Source organism: Sphingomonas xanthus, from assembly GCF_007998985.1.
In the GTDB taxonomy this organism is placed as follows: Bacteria; Pseudomonadota; Alphaproteobacteria; order Sphingomonadales; family Sphingomonadaceae; genus Sphingomicrobium; species Sphingomicrobium xanthum.
The window spans coordinates 1,386,718-1,403,390 of the sequence record NZ_CP041659.1; the positions used below are offsets into that span (position 1 = coordinate 1,386,718).

The 16,673-nt window shown below is 63.9% G+C and carries 17 protein-coding genes; 9 read left to right on the forward strand and 8 right to left on the reverse strand.

The genetic code is table 11. The features are described from left to right. Positions 1 to 19: 19 nt before the first annotated feature. Positions 20 to 2,059 (forward strand): hybrid sensor histidine kinase/response regulator, encoded by a 2,040-nt coding sequence (locus FMM02_RS06985; protein WP_147494171.1) that lies wholly within the window; start codon positions 20 to 22, stop codon positions 2,057 to 2,059. Here the strand turns inward: FMM02_RS06985 and FMM02_RS06990 are convergent. From FMM02_RS06990 to FMM02_RS07005, 4 genes are all read right to left on the reverse strand, one after another. Beyond that, on the reverse strand, positions 2,056 to 4,392 hold the full coding sequence (locus FMM02_RS06990) for a putative bifunctional diguanylate cyclase/phosphodiesterase (RefSeq protein ID WP_147494172.1): 2,337 nt from the start codon (positions 4,390 to 4,392) through the stop codon (positions 2,056 to 2,058). The two genes, FMM02_RS06985 and FMM02_RS06990, sit on opposite strands and share 4 nt — an antisense overlap. 84 nt (positions 4,393 to 4,476) lie before the next feature. Beyond that, a complete protein-coding gene (locus FMM02_RS06995; RefSeq protein ID WP_147494173.1) occupies positions 4,477 to 6,369 on the reverse strand; it encodes a M1 family metallopeptidase in 1,893 nt (630 codons plus the stop codon). Between the two features lie 32 nt (positions 6,370 to 6,401). Next, a complete protein-coding gene (locus tag FMM02_RS07000) occupies positions 6,402 to 7,283 on the reverse strand; it encodes a pirin family protein (protein ID WP_147494174.1) in 882 nt (293 codons plus the stop codon). Then, positions 7,283 to 7,579, reverse strand: a complete 297-nt coding sequence (locus FMM02_RS07005; protein WP_147494175.1) for a BolA family protein — start codon at positions 7,577 to 7,579, stop codon at positions 7,283 to 7,285. The genes FMM02_RS07000 and FMM02_RS07005 overlap by 1 nt, the downstream gene beginning before the upstream one ends. A 37-nt stretch (positions 7,580 to 7,616) precedes the next feature. On the opposite strand from FMM02_RS07005, the gene FMM02_RS07010 reads away from it, so the two are divergent. After that, positions 7,617 to 8,186 carry a DnaJ domain-containing protein gene (locus tag FMM02_RS07010; RefSeq protein ID WP_147494176.1) on the forward strand — a complete coding sequence of 190 codons (570 nt, stop codon included), beginning with the start codon at positions 7,617 to 7,619 and terminating at the stop codon, positions 8,184 to 8,186. A gap of 68 nt (positions 8,187 to 8,254) precedes the next feature. Here FMM02_RS07010 and FMM02_RS11470 read toward each other — a convergent pair whose 3' ends face one another. Beyond that, the gene (locus tag FMM02_RS11470; protein WP_147494177.1) at positions 8,255 to 8,977 is read right to left on the reverse strand and encodes a DUF1428 domain-containing protein; all 723 of its coding nucleotides are present in this window, start codon (positions 8,975 to 8,977) and stop codon (positions 8,255 to 8,257) included. A 39-nt stretch (positions 8,978 to 9,016) separates the two neighbouring features. Then, complete coding sequence (locus FMM02_RS07020; RefSeq protein WP_342782544.1) at positions 9,017 to 9,442, reverse strand: VOC family protein; 426 nt, start codon at positions 9,440 to 9,442, stop codon at positions 9,017 to 9,019. A 69-nt stretch (positions 9,443 to 9,511) separates the two neighbouring features. Here FMM02_RS07020 and FMM02_RS07025 point away from each other — a divergent pair, with 69 nt between their 5' ends. The 4 genes from FMM02_RS07025 to FMM02_RS07040 all read left to right on the forward strand — a co-directional run bounded on the left by FMM02_RS07025 (position 9,512) and on the right by FMM02_RS07040 (position 14,337). Continuing rightward, complete coding sequence (locus FMM02_RS07025; protein WP_147494179.1) at positions 9,512 to 10,198, forward strand: winged helix-turn-helix transcriptional regulator; 687 nt, start codon at positions 9,512 to 9,514, stop codon at positions 10,196 to 10,198. Positions 10,199 to 10,356: 158 nt separating this feature from the next. After that, positions 10,357 to 11,361 (forward strand): cobaltochelatase subunit CobS, encoded by a 1,005-nt coding sequence (gene cobS / locus FMM02_RS07030; RefSeq protein ID WP_147494180.1) that lies wholly within the window; start codon positions 10,357 to 10,359, stop codon positions 11,359 to 11,361. Then, a complete protein-coding gene (gene cobT / locus FMM02_RS07035) occupies positions 11,361 to 13,181 on the forward strand; it encodes a cobaltochelatase subunit CobT (protein ID WP_147494181.1) in 1,821 nt (606 codons plus the stop codon). The genes cobS and cobT overlap by 1 nt, the downstream gene beginning before the upstream one ends. A gap of 151 nt (positions 13,182 to 13,332) precedes the next feature. Beyond that, positions 13,333 to 14,337 carry an esterase-like activity of phytase family protein gene (locus tag FMM02_RS07040; RefSeq protein ID WP_187107719.1) on the forward strand — a complete coding sequence of 335 codons (1,005 nt, stop codon included), beginning with the start codon at positions 13,333 to 13,335 and terminating at the stop codon, positions 14,335 to 14,337. Here FMM02_RS07040 and rpmB read toward each other — a convergent pair. Continuing rightward, a complete protein-coding gene (gene rpmB, locus FMM02_RS07045; RefSeq protein WP_147494183.1) occupies positions 14,334 to 14,627 on the reverse strand; it encodes a 50S ribosomal protein L28 in 294 nt (97 codons plus the stop codon). The genes FMM02_RS07040 and rpmB overlap by 4 nt on opposite strands. A gap of 170 nt (positions 14,628 to 14,797) precedes the next feature. On the opposite strand from rpmB, the gene FMM02_RS07050 reads away from it, so the two are divergent. From FMM02_RS07050 to FMM02_RS11475, 3 genes are all read left to right on the forward strand, one after another. Further along, the gene (locus tag FMM02_RS07050; protein ID WP_147494184.1) at positions 14,798 to 15,106 is read left to right on the forward strand and encodes a hypothetical protein; all 309 of its coding nucleotides are present in this window, start codon (positions 14,798 to 14,800) and stop codon (positions 15,104 to 15,106) included. A 64-nt stretch (positions 15,107 to 15,170) separates the two neighbouring features. Then, on the forward strand, positions 15,171 to 15,662 hold the full coding sequence (locus tag FMM02_RS07055) for a nucleoside deaminase (RefSeq protein WP_147494185.1): 492 nt from the start codon (positions 15,171 to 15,173) through the stop codon (positions 15,660 to 15,662). 81 nt (positions 15,663 to 15,743) lie between these two features. After that, the gene (locus tag FMM02_RS11475) at positions 15,744 to 15,962 is read left to right on the forward strand and encodes a YadA-like family protein (RefSeq protein ID WP_425473682.1); all 219 of its coding nucleotides are present in this window, start codon (positions 15,744 to 15,746) and stop codon (positions 15,960 to 15,962) included. A gap of 1 nt (position 15,963) precedes the next feature. Here the strand turns inward: FMM02_RS11475 and FMM02_RS07065 are convergent, their stop codons facing one another. Further along, a complete protein-coding gene (locus FMM02_RS07065) occupies positions 15,964 to 16,635 on the reverse strand; it encodes a YiaD family glycine zipper/OmpA-like lipoprotein (RefSeq protein ID WP_147494187.1) in 672 nt (223 codons plus the stop codon). Between the last annotated feature and the right edge of the window lie 38 nt (positions 16,636 to 16,673).

The following is a 16,673-nucleotide window of genomic DNA, read 5'->3' on the forward strand; positions in this document are numbered from 1 at the left end:
TTCGAGTCAGCATCGGCGGATGGCGGACAGGGGGACCACCGAGTCGCCTGATGGCGGCGGTAAAGAGTTGGGAAGTGGCGACAGCCGGTCGGCCGACCTGAAGGCGGTCGCCGCCGGTCTCGCCGCATTGCCCCAGCCGGTGGGCTTTCCGGGAATTATCGAGATCGCCGATACCTTGCCGGTGATGATCGCATATCTCGATCGGGACCTTCGCTACCTGTATCTCAACAAGACACTGGCCGAATGGCTGGAGATGCCTCGCAAGGAGGTGCTTAGGAAAACATTTCGCGAAATCCTCGGGGATGCGGCGTTTGAACATCGGCGACCCTTCATCGAAAGGGCGTTCGGAGGCGATAAGCAATGGTTCGTCGGCGATCTGGACCATCGGACTCGGGGCAAGCTTACGGTCCAGTCCGAATATGTCCCTCACCGCGGACCCGACGGCGACGTGATCGGGCTGATCGTGGTCCTCCAGGATGTGACGGAGCAGCGGGCAACGGAACTGGCATTGCGCGAAAGCGAGGCGCGGTTCCGGCGCATTTCGGACAGTTCGCCGGTACCGATGTGGGTGACCCGCGTCGATGGTAGCCGCGATTTCGTCAACGAGGCCTTCACCGAGTTCTTCGGGTTCCCGCCGGAAAAGCGCGGCTTTCACGATTGGGTAGAGGCTATCCATCCCGACGACCGTGACGCGTTCGTGTCGGCTCAGCTTGCCGCGTCCCGCGATCTCCTGCCGTACGACCTCGTCGCCCGCTTCCGGCGGCATGATGGCCAATGGCGCTGGCTACGGGCGGTCGCGAAACTGCGCAGCGACCCCGAGGGGCAGGTCATTGGCATGGTGGGCGCCGCGAGCGACATTACCGAAGCCAAGGAAGCCGAGATCGACCTCCAGAGACAGGTCGAGGATCGGACGGTCGAGCTAGTCCAAGCACAAGACCAGCTGCGCCAGGCCCAGAAGATGGAGGCGCTCGGCCAGCTGACCGGCGGAATCGCTCACGACTTCAACAATTTGCTGACGGTCGTCGTCGGTGGGCTCGATATCATCACCAAGCAGGAAAGTGACGAGCGCCTATTGCAGTATGCCACCTATGCGCTCGCCGCAGCCGAGCGCGGCGCCCGTCTGACTGCCCAGCTGCTCGCGTTCAGCAGGGTCCAGCGGCTTGAGGTGCGGCCGACCTTTGTCGCGACTTTGATCGATGACATGAGGCCCCTGCTTCGCAACGTGCTTGGCCCGGGGATCGAGAAGGAGTTCAAGCTCGATCCTGACCCAATTCCTGTCTTGGCCGACCCCACGCAGCTAGAGGTGGCGGTCTTGAACCTTGCGATCAACGCCCGCGATGCCATGCCCGAAGGGGGCAAGCTGACCTTTTGCAGCAAGCGGGTGGAGGTCAGTGACGATCCGGAACTTGAACCGGGCACCTATGTCGAACTGGCCATCGGAGATACGGGTTCAGGAATGCCGCCGGAAGTTGCGGCCCGCGCCTTTGAGCCGTTTTTTACAACCAAGGAAGTCGGCAAGGGCACGGGACTGGGCCTGTCCATGGTCTATGGAATGGCGCGCCAGTCAGGAGGCACTGCGCGCATCCGGAGTGAGCCCGGCGAAGGCACGACCGTCTGCCTCTACTTCCGCCGAGCCCCGCTCGACAGCGAGGTGATCCCGGGCGAGGGAGAGCGGGACGGCGGGGTAGCCCATCGCCCCGGGCCGGTGCGAATCCTGGTGATCGATGACGATGACGAAGTCCGACGCTTCATTAGTGCGGGGCTTGAGGAATTCGGTCATGAAGTCACCGAGGCGGCAGATGGCGTGGAAGGGGTTCGGCGTTTCGACGATATCCTCCCGGACCTGGTGATCCTGGATTATATCATGCCCGGAAAGTCCGGCGCCGAAGTCGCCGCGGACCTGCTGGCGCGAAAACCCGACCAGCCGATCCTGTTCGTATCGGGATATAGTGAGACCGATGAGATCCGGCGCGTCGCGCCCCATGCGCAGATCCTGGCCAAACCGTTTCGAGCGACCGCACTGGAAGAGGCAGTGCGCGCCGTGCTCGCTGCCGACTAGCCGGCCATCCGCTTGGCGCCCAGGCCGAGCACCATCTGGTTGGCGCGGTCGTAGCTCAGCGGGCGACCGAACAGATAGCCCTGGATGATGTCGCACCCCAGGTCGCGCATCCGCTCGAAATCCTCGGCGGTTTCCACCCCCTCGGCGGTGATCGACATGCGGAACGACTTGGCCAGCTGAACGATCGACTGAATGATCGCGACATTTTCCGGGCGCGATCCGGCTTCACGGACGAAGCTGCCGTCTATCTTCAGCTTATGGAACACCGCCTTGTTCAGATAGCCGATCGACGAATAGCCGGTGCCGAAGTCGTCGAGTGCAATGCCGACACCGAGCGAACGCAGGCGCTTGAGTACGTCGAGAGTCGCGCCATTGTCGCCCAGGAACACACCCTCGGTGACCTCCAGTTCGATGCGATTGGCGGCGACCTTGTTGCGGCCCAAGGCTTGGCTGACGATGTTGGGCAACGCCGGAAGGACGATCTGCTTGGGACTGATGTTCAGCGCGACGCTGATCTGTTCCGGCCAGGTCGCTGCGGCGCGGCAGGCTTCTTCGATAACCCATTCACCGATCGCCGGCATAAGCCCGCTTTCCTCGGCAACCGGGATAAAGACGTTGGGCGGGACGAAACCGCGCTGCGGATGGTTCCAGCGGATCAACGCCTCGAACCCCGTGAGCTTCTGGTCCTTAGCGTTGACAAGCGGCTGGTAGACGAGGTGGAATTGCTTTGACGCGATCGCACCGCGCAGGTCGGTTTCAAGGCGGATCCGATCATCCTGCTCTGTCTGAAGTTCGGACGAGAAATATTTGGCCACGCCGCGACCGGCTCCCTTGGCTTCGTACAGCGCAAGATCAGCTTTGAGGATCAAGTCGTCGACGGTCGCGCCGTCGATCGGTCCGAAGGCGCAGCCAATCGACACGCCGATCCGGATTTCGGTCTGGTCGATCATGTAGGGCTCGGCGATCGCATGGATGATACTGCTGGCGAGCTGCTCGACCTTGTGGCGCGATTGCGCGTCAGTGACGACGATGGCGAACTCGTCACCGCCCATCCGGCCGACATGGCCATCCGCGCCGACCTGGTCACACAGCCGCTTGGCAACCGCCTGCAGCACCGCGTCGCCTTTCGGATGCCCGAAGGTGTCGTTTACCGGTTTGAACCCGTCGAGGTCGAGGAACATGATCGCGCAGGGTACATTGCCCGCCGTCGCATTGCGCAGCGCTTCGCCGAGAAGCTGGCGGACACGGCCGCGATTGGGCAGGCCCGACAGTACATCGACATTGGCAAGGTGGGTCAGCCGCTCCTGCGTGTGGCGAATTTCGGTGATGTCGCTACCGACACCGCGAAAGCCTTCGAAGCGGCCGGCGGTATCGATGATCGGATCGCCGGCAATTGAAATCCAGCGCGGCCCGCGTGCGGTCTTCAATTCCATTTCCAGCGCGTTGAAGGGCTGCTTTTCGAGGAGCACCCGGCCAAGCTCGGCATGGCCGCCGAGCAGCGAGGGAAGCGAGTGGCCGACCAGCTGGCTGGCCGGGCGCCCAAGCAAGGCGACCATGCGGCTGGAGATATAGGTCACGCGATTTTCGCTATCCACCTGCCACAGCCAACCCACGCCGCGCTGTTCATACTCCTGAAGCAACAGGCTTGCGCTTGCCGACTGGGAACCGAAATCGGCGTTGGTCTTGAGCTGGCCGAACGCCCAGCGTGCGACGGTGAGGACGCCGACGATCGCCATGCCCAGGGTGAACAGGATGGCGACGATATTGTCGAATGGCACGGCGCTGCGGCTCACCAGCAGGGCGTAGCTGAGGCCGGCGGTGAAGATGGCCATCCATGCGGTGACGCAGGTCGGAAAGACAACAAGGCCGAGCGCGGCGATTCCGAGGCCGGCGATCAGCGTCGCTGCGACCGCCTGGCTATCCGGGGTGATCGACGCAAAGGACACAACCGGCAGCGACAGCCAGATGACGGCGCGCAGGACTATGTCGCCGACCAGCAGCAACTTAGGGACTTTGCGGCCTGATCGGCCGACATGGGTCACCGCCTGATTGCGGGCCATCTGCATTGCACCGAGGTTCGCGGCAATGACGGCAGCGGCCCAGCCGACCAGGTAGGCGGTTGGGACATGACCATGCAGGATCATCGCCATGAACAGCGCCGCGACGCTGTTGGCGGCGGCAAAAAAAGGCGCAAATCCGCCGCGCGCGATAAGCTGCGCATCGCGCAGCGGACTGCTGCCCTCATCGACTTCGCGCGAGGTCACGCCCAACGATTCGCCGTCGGGAAGGCGTGCCGAAATCATGCGCTTGTAACGGTCAGGTGCCTCGTACATCCGGTCTTCCGCTAGGGTGTTCGACCGGGGATAGGCGCAATTCAGTTACTTCGCGGTTAAAGATAGTCGGATTTGGCCGTGTTCCTATAGCTTCAGTTCATCGAGATCGCGCGTCGTCACTGGGTGGTAAAGCGGCCTTGCCCGGGCATAAACGCGCTTCGCGATCGGCCGACCCCAGCCCGCATCCTCGGCGAGGCTGGTGATCAGCGGCCGCACGAACTTGCGGCGTCCCTGCATGGTTAAGAACTCCTCTAGCGCTGGCACCGCCGGATCGAAGCGATTCGCTACCGCCATCGTCAGAAATGCGAAACGAAGCTCGTTGTTGCCGGAGCGCGACAGACCGAAGGCGCCATCAAGGGCGGCCAGCTGCTTCGCCGACTGCTTGCGATCAACGCGGTTCAGAAAGCGCAGCCGCTCATCGGTGTTCCACCGGGCCCAGGCGGCGCGATCCGGTAGCTTGCCGCCCGCGAAAGCCGTCACCGCCGCGTCGACCTCGGCGAAGGCCTGCGGGTCGGCACCGGCCAGGTTGGAAGGCACGCCCGGTTCATTGACCCATTGGTCAAGCATCAGCTTGGCCTCGAGCGCCTTGTCGCCCTTGACCAGATGCTCGCGGATATCGGCGAGGAAGATGTTGGTGGTCACCGGCTCGAACTGGTGCCGGTCGAACCAGCCCCGCATCCAGGCATCGAATCGCTCGCGGCCGACGGTCTGCTCGATCGTCAGCAGGAAGGCGGCGCCCTTTTCATAGGCGATGTCTGTCAGTCCCTCGTCCGGATGACGGCCCTCGAGGTCGATATGCAGGCGGGTGTCGGCGCCTTGCGGCCCGCCATTTTCGATGATCCCTTTCTGCATCGCATCAAGGCCAAGCGCGACCTGCTGCGCGGCGACCTTGGGGCCATAGACCTTCTCGATGATCCGCCGCTCGGCGTAGCTGGTAAATCCTTCGTTGAGCCAGAAATCGGCCCAGGTGGCATTGGTGGCAAGGTTGCCCGACCAGCTGTGAGCCAATTCATGGGCGATGAGGCTGGTGAGGCTCTTGTCCCCGGCGATGAAGGTCGGCGTCAGGAAGGTAAGGGTTGGATTTTCCATGCCGCCGAACGGGAAGCTGGGAGGCAGCACCAGCATGTCGTAACGGCCCCACTGATAAGGCCCGTAAAGCGCCTCGGCGGCTTCGACCATTTTCTCGGTGTCGGCCAGTTCGGCAGCGGCCTTGTCGAGCATCGCCGGTTCGGTCCAGACGCCAGTGCGCGGGCCAAGCTCACGGTAGGCGAGGTCGCCGACCGCTATTGCAATCAGGTACGGCGCGACGGGCTTGTCCATTGCAAAGCTGAACTGGCGCGTCCGGCCGAGTTCTTGCGGCTCGCCTTGGCGCGGTGCGCTCATCACCGCGGTCAGCGGCTGGGGGACGGTGATCCTGGCTTCCCAGCTTTGCCGAATTCCAGGCGAATCCTGGGTCGGAATCCAAGTGCGGTTCTCGATCGATTGGCCCTGGCTCAGCAGATAAGGATGTTGCTTGCCTGCGGTCTGCTCAGGCGTCAGCCACTGCAGCGCGCCGGCATCGGGCGCGGACTTGTAGAGGATCTTGATTTTGCGCTTGTCGCCCATGGTAATGGTGAGCGGCGCGCCCAGATTCTCGTCGGCTTCTCCCACCTTGAACGGCAGGGGCTTGCCGGACTCGTCGCTGACCGCCTCGATCTCCAGCCCCTTGTCGTCGAGGACGATCTCCTTGGCCTCGGGCTTAGCCTCGATGTCGAGAGTCGCCGTGCCGCCGATGCGCTTGGCTTCGAAATCGACCGCGAGGTCGAGCGCGAGGTGGGTCACCCGGGCTTCCAGTGGCTTTGCATAGCTGTGGATGTCAGCCGCGTCGGGCGAGTCCAGTACCGGCGCAACCTTCGCGGCTTCGGCGGCTTGGGGCGGCGCGTCTGCGGCCCGGCAGGCGCCAAGGAGGACAAGGCCGATCAGGGCAAGGAGGCGCATCGATTACTCCATCATTCGCTGGCCGCGGGCAATCAGGGGTAACTGACCGTCGTCGGCGCTTCGGGCAAGGGGATGAATTCTTCTTCGTCGCCCCGGACTAAAGGGAATCGGCCGGATTTCCAGTCCTGCTTTGCCTGGTTGATCCGGTCGCGCGATGAAGAGACGAAATTCCACCATACGTGGCGTGGGGTCCCAAAGGCCTCGCCGCCGAGCAGCATGAGCCGCGACGCGGTCGCGGCGCGCAGCGTCATGCGCTGTCCGGGGGCGAGCAGATAAAGGGTGAAAGGTTGCAGCCGATGGCCGTCAAGGCTGGCGTCGCCCTCGATCGGCAGTATCGCCCGTTCGTCGGCATCGAGGTCGATCGGCAGGTTCGCGCCCGCACTTAGCTGGATGTCGGCATAGATCGTCTGGCAGTGCTGGGTGACCGAAGCCGACTGGCCCCACAGCCTTCCCATCAGCACCCGGGCTGCGATGCCCTCCCCCTCGACGATCGGCAGTCCGGGTGGCCCGACATGCTCGAACGCCGGATCGATCTCTTCCTTGTCGTCCGGCAGGGCGAGCCAGGTCTGCATTCCGTAAAGACTGGGTCCTTGGGCGCGGGATGCCGCGGGCGAACGTTCGGAGTGCACGATCCCCCGTCCCGCTGTCATCAGGTTTACCGCTCCGGGCTCTATCACCTTGCGCGTTCCAAGGCTGTCGCGATGTTCGATCGCACCTTCGAACAGATAGGTCACGGTCGCCAGGTTGATGTGCGGATGCGGGCGAACGTCCATGCCCTTGCCGATTGGGAGGCGCGCCGGACCGAACTGGTCGACGAAAATGAAGGGGCCGACCATCGTCCGCTCCTTCGCCGGAAGGGTCCGGCGGACTTTGAAGTCGCCAAGGTCGTGGGTCGAGGGGGTGATCGTCTCCATCACCCCGGCACGCTCGCCTTGATCGTCAGCGCATGAACGCGCTCATCCATCAGTTCGCCAAGCGCGGAATAGACCGCCCGCTGGCGCTGCACCCGGTTCATCCCGGCAAAGGCAGGGCTTTCGATCACCAGCCCGAAATGGCTTTCCCCACGCGGGTCATGGCCGGCATGGCCGACATGGTGGCGGCTCTGATCCTCCAGTTCCAGACGTGTCGGGCGCAGTGCCGCAGTGAGGCGCGCGATCATTTCGCGGGCAACGGGACCATGGTCCCGGGGATCGGTGGAAGCTGCGTTCATGGTCCCTATATAGGCGGGTTGAACCGGAGAGGAATGCGTGACGGCTCGGCAGACGAAGTGGCATGGACGGATCGAAGGTGCGGCGGGGCGGTGCTCGGTCGCGGGATGTCGGAAAGCGGGCGAGTTTCGCGCGCCGCTGACGCCTGGAGGGTTTGACGGCCCCGGCAGCTGGCGGCTGCTGTGCCTCGACCATGTCCGTGAACATAATAGCCGCTATAATTACTTCGCCGGCATGTCGCCCGAGGAGATCGAGGCGGCGCAGGCGCCGATCGCGGGGTGGGAACGGGAAACGCGCGCTTTTGCCGCGGGAGCCGGGCGCGGGCCGGCATGGCGCGATTTCACCGATCCGCTGGATGCAATTGCCGTGCGTTTCCGGCCGATGGACGCGGGTCAGGACCTCCAACGTTTCTCAGCGCGGGAGCGGGATGCGCTGCGCGTGCTTGGCCTGAAGGACAATGCCGACCTGCATGCCGTGCGCAAACGTTATTCGGAACTGGTGCGCCTCTATCATCCCGACCGTAACGGCGGCGACCGGGGGCATGAGAAAAAGTTGGGCGAGGTCCTAGCGGCCTGGCAGTTGCTGAGGGGCGCAGCCGCCTTTTCCTGACGCCCGCCGGCGGGGGCGGGCTAGGGAGTCCATCGAAGGTTTAGCACCGATGTGCCGCAGGCCCGGTCCTACCGTCCCGCGGTGTCGAGAATCGGGCGGAATCCTCCCCAGAACATGCGCTTGCCGTCGAAGGGCATTTCCTTCCCTTCCATTGACGTGTCGGCCATCATCTTGGCCCAAGCCGCGTCGCGGGTCTCCTTGTCGGGCCATTCGACATAGGAATAGACGACGCTTTCTCCATCTTCTGCCTTAACAGCGCGCTTGAAATCGGTGACCTTGCCGTCAGGCACATCATCGCTCCACGCCTCGACGACGCGAACCGCCCCCAGTTCCTTGAACTTGCCAGCCATTTCCCGCGCCATTTCGCAATAGGCATCCTTCTTCACAGTCGGAACCGGAACGACATAGCCGTCGGTATACCCAGGGGTGCCTTCGCCGCGTTCGTCGACGATGGTATCGAAGCCGCCGACGATCATGCGCTTGCCATCGAACGGCATCGATTCGCCCATCGCCTTCATTCGCGGATCGCTCATCATCCTGGCATTGGCCGCGTCGCGGGTCGCCTTATCCGGATATTCGAACCAGCTGAACACGACCGTTTCGTCGTCCGTGGCCTGGACCGCGCCTGGAAAGTCGGTGAGTTTGCCCTTGGGTATGTCGTCGCCCCAGCTTTCGACCATACGGGTGACACCAAATTCCTTGAAGATCGGTGCCGCCTCGCTGGCATGCCGGTGATATTCGTTCTTGCTGGCGGTCGGGACCGGACAGACAAATCCTTCGATGTAGGTCATTGCGCCTCTCCTCCTAAAAATCTGGCTCACGGCCTTCGGTCACGCTTGCTCGAGCGCCACCGCCCCGCCTTCGACAGCATCGGCCGACAACCAGTTCGGCTCCCAATGATGGCCGTCGGGATCTTCAAAGCTGCGGCCATACATCATCTCGCCGAATTCCTGTTTCGGGCCGGGATCGGCCTTGCCGCCGGCCGCGGCCGCCTTGTCGACCATCGCGTCGACCTCGGCTTTGCTGTCGCAGGACAAGGCGAGCAGGACGCCGCTGGTGCGATGGGCGTCGATCACGTCCTTCGACGTGAAATTCCGATAGAAATCGTGGGTCAGGAGCATGACGCAGATGGAGTCGCTGAACTGGACCGCGCTCGCCTGCTCGTTGGAAAACTTCGGGTTCTTGGTGCCGCCGATCGCTTCGTAGAAAGCGCTCGACCGGGCTAAATCGGTGACCGGCAAATTCACGAAAATCATTCTGGACACTGAAGCCTCCTGCGACTCGACAGCTTGTATTTCTGGCCATTGAAGTTATAAAAAGCAACCATGAAGTCACAAAAAATAACTAGATCACGGCCAAGCGAAGATAAGCGGCGCTATGACGATGCCTGCGGGACTGCACACGGGCTGGAGCTGGTCGGGGAGCGGTGGGCGCTGCTCGTATTGCGCGAATTGATGCTTGGGCCGCGCCGCTTTTCCCAGCTTCGGGCCGACTTGCCCGGCATCAGCGCGAATGTCCTGACTCAGCGCCTCAACGACCTGGAGCGGCGCGGGCTGGTCCGAAAAGGCCGGCTTTCGCCGCCTGCGAACGTGTCGGTCTATGAGGCGACGGAATGGGGTCTGGAAGCCGAGGCGATCGTCCAGTCGCTAGGCCGATGGGCCGCGCGAAGCCCGGCGCATGATCCGACCCTGCCGATCAGCGGAGTGTCGATCCTGTTGTCGATCCGGACGATGATCGACCGCGACAAGGCAAGGGCGATGAATGCGCGGATCAATTTCCGCTTTGGCAACGATCAATACCGCGGCCAACTGCGCGATGGGACGCTCGCGGTGGAGCGGGGCGAGCATCCCGATCCCGACCTGTGCATCGCGGCCGATCCCCAGTCGCTGGCGGCAGTCCTCTACGGCAAGGCCGAATACGGACTTATTGACTGGTCTGGCGACCGCGACCTGCTCGACCGTTTCGTCGACCTGTTCCACCTGCCGGCCAAGGCTTCCGTGCCGGCCCGTTAGCAGCCCGCCGTATCTTCCCCGGGTTTGCATCTGAAAAAACCCGCCAGGCTGGCTGTCCGGTGCGGCCCGACGGCGATTTTTCCAGCCCGGCATCGCTGGCATCACGGCAAAAAGGCCGCTAGTCGCCGTGCCAACCCCATGCAACCGGTACCGATCCCATGACCGAAATCCCCAATGTCACGCTAGACAGCCGCTCCGACACGATCCTGTCGACACCGGACAAGATGGTGAAGGTGCGCGACGCATTCGGCGTCGATAGCGACCTTGAAGTTCCGGCCTTCAGCGAAGCTGACGAGCGAGTCCCCGACCTCGACCCCGCCTATGTGTTCGATCCGGACACGACGATGGCGATCTGCGCCGGCTTCGCCCGCAACCGCCGGGTGATGGTCCAAGGTTATCATGGGACCGGCAAGTCGACCCATATCGAGCAGGTCGCGGCCCGCCTCAACTGGCCTTGTATCCGGATCAACCTCGATGCGCACATCAGTCGTATCGACCTGATCGGACGCGACGCCATCGTCCTTCAGGACGGGCAGCAAGTGACCGAATTTCGCGAAGGGCTGCTGCCCTGGGCACTGCAGCATCCGGTGGCGCTGGTGTTCGACGAGTATGACGCCGGGCGCCCCGACGTGATGTTCGTGATCCAGCGCGTGCTAGAGACCGATGGCAAGCTGACCCTGCTCGACCAGAACCGGGTGATCCGGCCCAACCCCTGGTTCCGACTTTTCGCCACGACGAACACCATTGGATTGGGCGACACCAGCGGCCTCTATCATGGTACGCAGGCGCTCAACCAAGGACAGCTTGACCGATGGAACATCGTCGCCACGCTCAACTACCTTCCAGCAGAAACCGAGGCACAGATCGTGCTCGCCAAGTCGGGCGAATATGACAGCGCCGGAGGTAAGGAAGAGGTAGGTATGATGGTGCAGGTCGCCAACCTGTCGCGCCAGGGCTTCATCAACGGCGACATCTCGACCGTGATGAGCCCGCGCACGGTGATCAGCTGGGCGCAAAATGCGCTGATCTTCGGCGACGTCGGCTTCGCCTTCCGGTTGAGCTTCCTCAACAAATGCGATGAGGCGGAGCGGCCGCTGATCGCCGAATATTATCAGCGCGTGTTCGGCAAGGACCTTCCCGAAAGCATCGCTCACCGGGCCTGATGTCGGCGACTGGCCCCCTCGACCGTTTTCGCGCCATTCTCGCCGGCGCAGCTCGGGCCATCGCCGAGGACGCGGAAGCCGAAGTGGTGTTCGCTTCCGATGGCAGCGGACAGGCCATGGGCAAGGTCGCGCGCGTCCCGTCGCCCGGACCGGGGCTCGAGCCGCGACTGGTTGCGGAGGCGCGGGGCGCCGCCGACGCGCTTGCGCTTCGCCTGCGGCATCATAATCCCCAGCTCCACCTTGCCCGGGCACCTGCATCCGACAGCGATGCGCGGGCGGTCTTCGATGGGCTTGAGCAGGCACGGGTCGAAGCGCTCGGCGCTCGGACGATGCAGGGGGTGCGCGCCAACCTCAACGACCTGTCCGAGGCCCGGGTTCGGGTAGATGCGATCACCCGTGCGCGGACCGCGGAAGAAGTGCCGCTAGCAACCGCCGTCGCGCTGCTTGCCCGGCAGCGGCTGACCGGCGAGGCGCCGCCCAAGGCCGCGCGCGCCGGGCTCGAGCTGGTTGCGCCATGGATTGAGGAAAAGGCGGGAGCGGAGCTCGACGCGCTGACGCTGACTATCGACGACCAGGCCGCCTTCGCGACCCTGTCGCGCCGGTTGCTCGAAGACCTGGACCTAGCTGCCGATGACCCCGCCGACCAGCAGCCGGAGGAGGGCGAGGAAGGGCAGGGCGAGGACGAAGGGGCGGACGAAAGTGATCCCGACACCGACGGCGGCGATGCCGGCGGAGAAATGGACATGCGCTCCGACCAGACGGAGCAGGACGAGGGTGAGGACGACAGCGTCGATACCGAGGCCGACGTCGATGAAGGCGATGCTGCAAGCGGGCAGGAAGGCGCCGAACAGGCCCGTGCCGCTTCGCAAAAGCGCAACTGGTCGGACGAGCCGGCGACCGATTACCGCCCCTTTACCACTCGGTTCGATGAGATTGTCGCGACCGACGAGCTTTGTGACGAGGATGAGCTTGGCCGGCTTCGCGCCTACCTCGACCAGCAGATGGCCAGCCTCGGCGGGATCGTAACCCGGCTCGCCAACCGGTTGCAGCGGCGGCTGATGGCACAGCAGGCGCGAAGCTGGGACTTCGACCAGGAAGAAGGCCTGCTCGATGCCGCTCGGCTGGCCCGCGTGATTGCGTCGCCCGGGCATTCGCTAAGCTACAAGGTCGAGCGCGAAACCGAGTTCAAGGACACGGTGGTCAGCCTGCTGATCGACAATAGCGGGTCGATGCGCGGCCGGCCGATTTCGATTGCGGCGACCTGCGCCGATGTCCTGGCGCGGACGCTGGAGCGCTGCGGAGTGGCTACCGAAATCCTCGGCTTCACCACCAGGGGCTGGAAAGGCGGCCAGAGCCGCGAACAATGGCTGTCGGAAGGAAGGCCGCCGCACCCGGGCCGCCTGAACGACTTGCGCCACATCATCTACAAGCGGGCCGACGAGCCTTATCGCCACGCGCGCCGCGGGCTTGGGCTGATGATGCGCGAAGGACTGCTCAAGGAGAATATCGACGGCGAGGCGCTGCTTTGGGCGCACGGCCGCTTGCTTGCACGCCCAGAAGAACGGCGGATCCTGCTGGTGATCAGCGACGGCGCGCCGGTCGACGATTCGACTGCATCGGCCAATGGCGGCACCTATCTGGAACGGCATCTGCGGCAGGTCATCGGCTGGATTGAAGGGCGCTCAGTCGTCGAACTGGCGGCGATCGGCATCGGCCATGACGTTACCCGATATTATTCGCGCGCGGTGACCATCATGGACGCGGAGCAATTGGGCGGGGCAATGATCGAGCAGCTGGCCGCCCTCTTCGAAAAGAAATGACGGCAAGGCAAAAAAATGGGCCCGGAGCAACTACGCGCTCCGGGCCCCCCTCGATACGCGACGCGAGGGTTTCTTGTGGCCGTTGCCGGCAGACGGGGAAAAAGGGGGAAACCCCGTCGATGAAAGACTTATGGCCGATTCGCGGTTGAACATGGCTGAACGCGACGTGCAGCCAATGTTCATGAAATCCATAGATTTCAGTGGGTTGTTTGTCGGGGCCGCTATCCTCGCCGCCTTCGTCCCAATCCGCGCGCTGCCGGACCGCCGGCCGCAGCCGCCTGCCGAGATCCACCTTGGCTACCGATCTGTCGCGCTGCCAGCGACAGCGGGACCACTACGCGTGGCGGGCGCCTGGGCAATGACGGGCACCGACCGGCGGCTGGGCGGGCTGTCCGCGCTCACCATCGACCGTGGTCGGTTCCTCGCGGTCAGCGACCTTGGCGCGGTCGTCCTGTTCGACCCTCCGGCTGCACCTCACCCCAAGGCGAGGATCGTCGATCTTGTGCAGGGACCCGGCCCGATTGGCAGGAAATGGGCCCGGGGCGCGGAATCGATCGCCCGCGATCCGCAGGGGCGGGGCTGGTGGATCGGCTATGAGCAGCGCCACTCGCTATGGCTGTACGATGCCCAGTTCCGAACGGCCAAGGCCGCCGTCGACCTCCGCGCGATGAACTGGAGCGACAACCGCGGCGCCGAGGCTTTGGTGCCCGCCGACGGCGAGCTTCTTGTCGTTTCCGAAAATGGGCGCAGCGCGATTCGCATCGGCCCGGGGGCTCCGCGCATCCTGAACCTCAACGCCGGGGTCGACATCGCCGACGCCGCGACTGCCCCGGATGGAAGCAAGTGGGTCTTGCTGCGATGGCGCGGGTGGAAGGGGATCGGCCAGGCCGTGGCCCGGCTTCAGCCGAGTCGTGACGGTTACCGGGTCGGCAAACGTATCGCCGTGCCCAAGGCCCCGTTGGACAATTTCGAGGGAATGACCTTCACCGCCGGTGCCGACGGCCGCTGGCGTATCTGGCTGCTAACCGACGACGGGCACCGGCTAATGGCTCGCAACCTGCTGGTTGCGCTCGATTTCGATCTGCCCGTCGGAAACGGCAAAAGCCCGGCGGGACGCGCCGGGCTTTCGCGAAAGACTGCCGTCGATACGCCTTAAGCGGCGGTCGACTTCGCCTTCTTGGCCAGCTCACGCTTCAGCTTGGCGACACGCGGCGACAGCTTGTCCTCGCTGGTCTTGGTCAGCCAATTGTCGAGGCCGCCGACATGTTCGACCGAACGCAGGCCATGCGTCGACACGCGCAGCTTGATGCTCTTTTCGAGCGAATCCGACATCAGCGTGACATTCTGCAGGTTGGGCAGGAAAGTCCGCTTGGTCTTGTTGTTGGCGTGGGAAACATTGTTGCCCACCTGCCGGCCCTTGCCGGTCAGCTCGCAAACGCGCGACATCGGTCACATCCTAAGTTTGAGGTGGGCACTGCAATAGCGCCCGGAAAGCGCCGCCCGATACAAGGGGTGTGGGGTCCCGTCAACCTTGGCGGCACCATTTCGGACCGACGCAACCCCATCCGCCATGGTGCGTTACGGAAGCGAATCATTTTTCACGGGGAACCCTTATCATGCGAGCCATCCTGTTGATCCTGATCCTTGCCGTGGTGGCACTGATCGCGGCATTTGCCACTGGACTGGTCAGCTTTCCCCAAACGCGCGAGGCCCGGGCGCCAAGCGTGACGGCCGAGGACGGCCAGCTGAAGGTCCAAGGCGGCCAGGCTCCGGCATTCGAGGTCCAGACAGGTGAAGTCGCGGTCGGCACCCGCAGCGCCAATGTCGCCGTGCCCGCGGTCGAGATCAGCCGCCAGCCGGCGACGGTTAAGGTGCCCGCGGTGGAAGTGCGCAAGCCGGGCGCGGAAGAGAATGCTGCCCAGTGACATTCTGGTCCCGCGGCTCGCGGGCATGACAGGCGCACCGCGAAGCGGTAGCGATCTTCCTCTGATGTCATTTCCACTCCCACTGCCGATGCGGCGAGCGCTCGACCTTGCCGCGGTCGCGGCCGAATCGGGCGAAGTCCCGGTCGGTGCGGTGATCACGCTCGACGGGGAGATTATCGCCGAGGCGCGAAACGCCATGCGAGGCAACCTCGACCCCACTGCCCATGCCGAAATGGTGGCGATTCGCCATGCGGCCACCCGGCTCGGTCGATCTCGGCTTGATGGCTGCGAACTGTGGGTAACATTGGAACCGTGCGCGATGTGCGCCGGGGCGATCGCTCTCGCGCGCATCGGCGCAGTCCGGTTTGCCGCCGAGGATCCAAAGGGCGGCGGCGTGGTCCATGGCGCGCGGGTCTTTAGCCAATCCACCTGTCACCACCGGCCTGACGTGCTCGGTGGGATCGGCGAGGACGAGGCATCGGTCCAGTTGCGGGAGTTCTTCGCTGCTCGGCGGGCACCGAAAAGCCACACTGTTAACTTTACCGACGACTGCTGAAGCTCTCTGGTGCTGCGTGCGTATACCTTCGCGAGGACAGGGGCTGCTGCTGCAATGGCGATCGCCGGGCTGCCGCGGGCGATGGAAACCGGGCAGACGATGGTCGCTGCCGGCGTCGGTACCTATCGCGGAAAAAGCGCGTTCGCCATCGGCCAGCCATGCTTCGGACAATGGACGGACCGTATTCAAGCTGGGGGTTACCTATGGCTCAAGCGAGTATGTGGGCGCCCGATGCCGGTGTCGGCGTGTAGTTCTAGGATAAAAAAAGGGGCGCCCTTGCGGGGGCGCCCCGATTTTTAGATCAATAACCCGGCTGGGTAACCGGGACGACCTTGATCTCGACCCGGCGGTTCTGCGCCCGTCCGGCCTCGGTGTCGTTCGACGCGATTGGCTGGGTTTCGCCATAACCGCGGATTCCCATTCGGGCACGGGCAACGCCGCGGACCGCAAGATAGTCGGCGACCGACTGGGCCCGCCGCTCCGACAGCACCTGGTTATAGGCATCGGTGCCGGTCGAATCGGTATGTCCGAGGACATCGATGTAGGTCTGGTTATAGCTGCTTAGTGTCTGCGCGACCTGGTTTAGCGTCGTCTGAAATTGCGGCTGGATCGTCGAGCTATCGACCGGGAAGGTGATCCCCGAGGGCATGCGCAGGATGAGATCGTCGCCTTGGCGGATGACATCCACCCCGGTGCCCGCCGTCTGGCGGCGAAGATCGGCTTCCTGACGGTCCATATAGGCTCCAACGGCACCGCCGGCGATCGCGCCGACGCCGGCACCGATCAACCGCTCGGTTCGGTCGCTACGGCCGCCGACAAGGTCGCCCAGCAAATAGCCGCCAATCGCGCCGACGCCGATGCCAACCGCCGTGCGGTTGATCGACCGCTGGCCGGTATAAGGGTCGGTGGTGCAGGCTGCGGTGACCAGCGCGCCGGACAAGGCGGCCATGGTCAGCAAGGGAATGCGACGCATTTAATTCTCCAAATTTTGATGGATTGGTTGATTGAAGG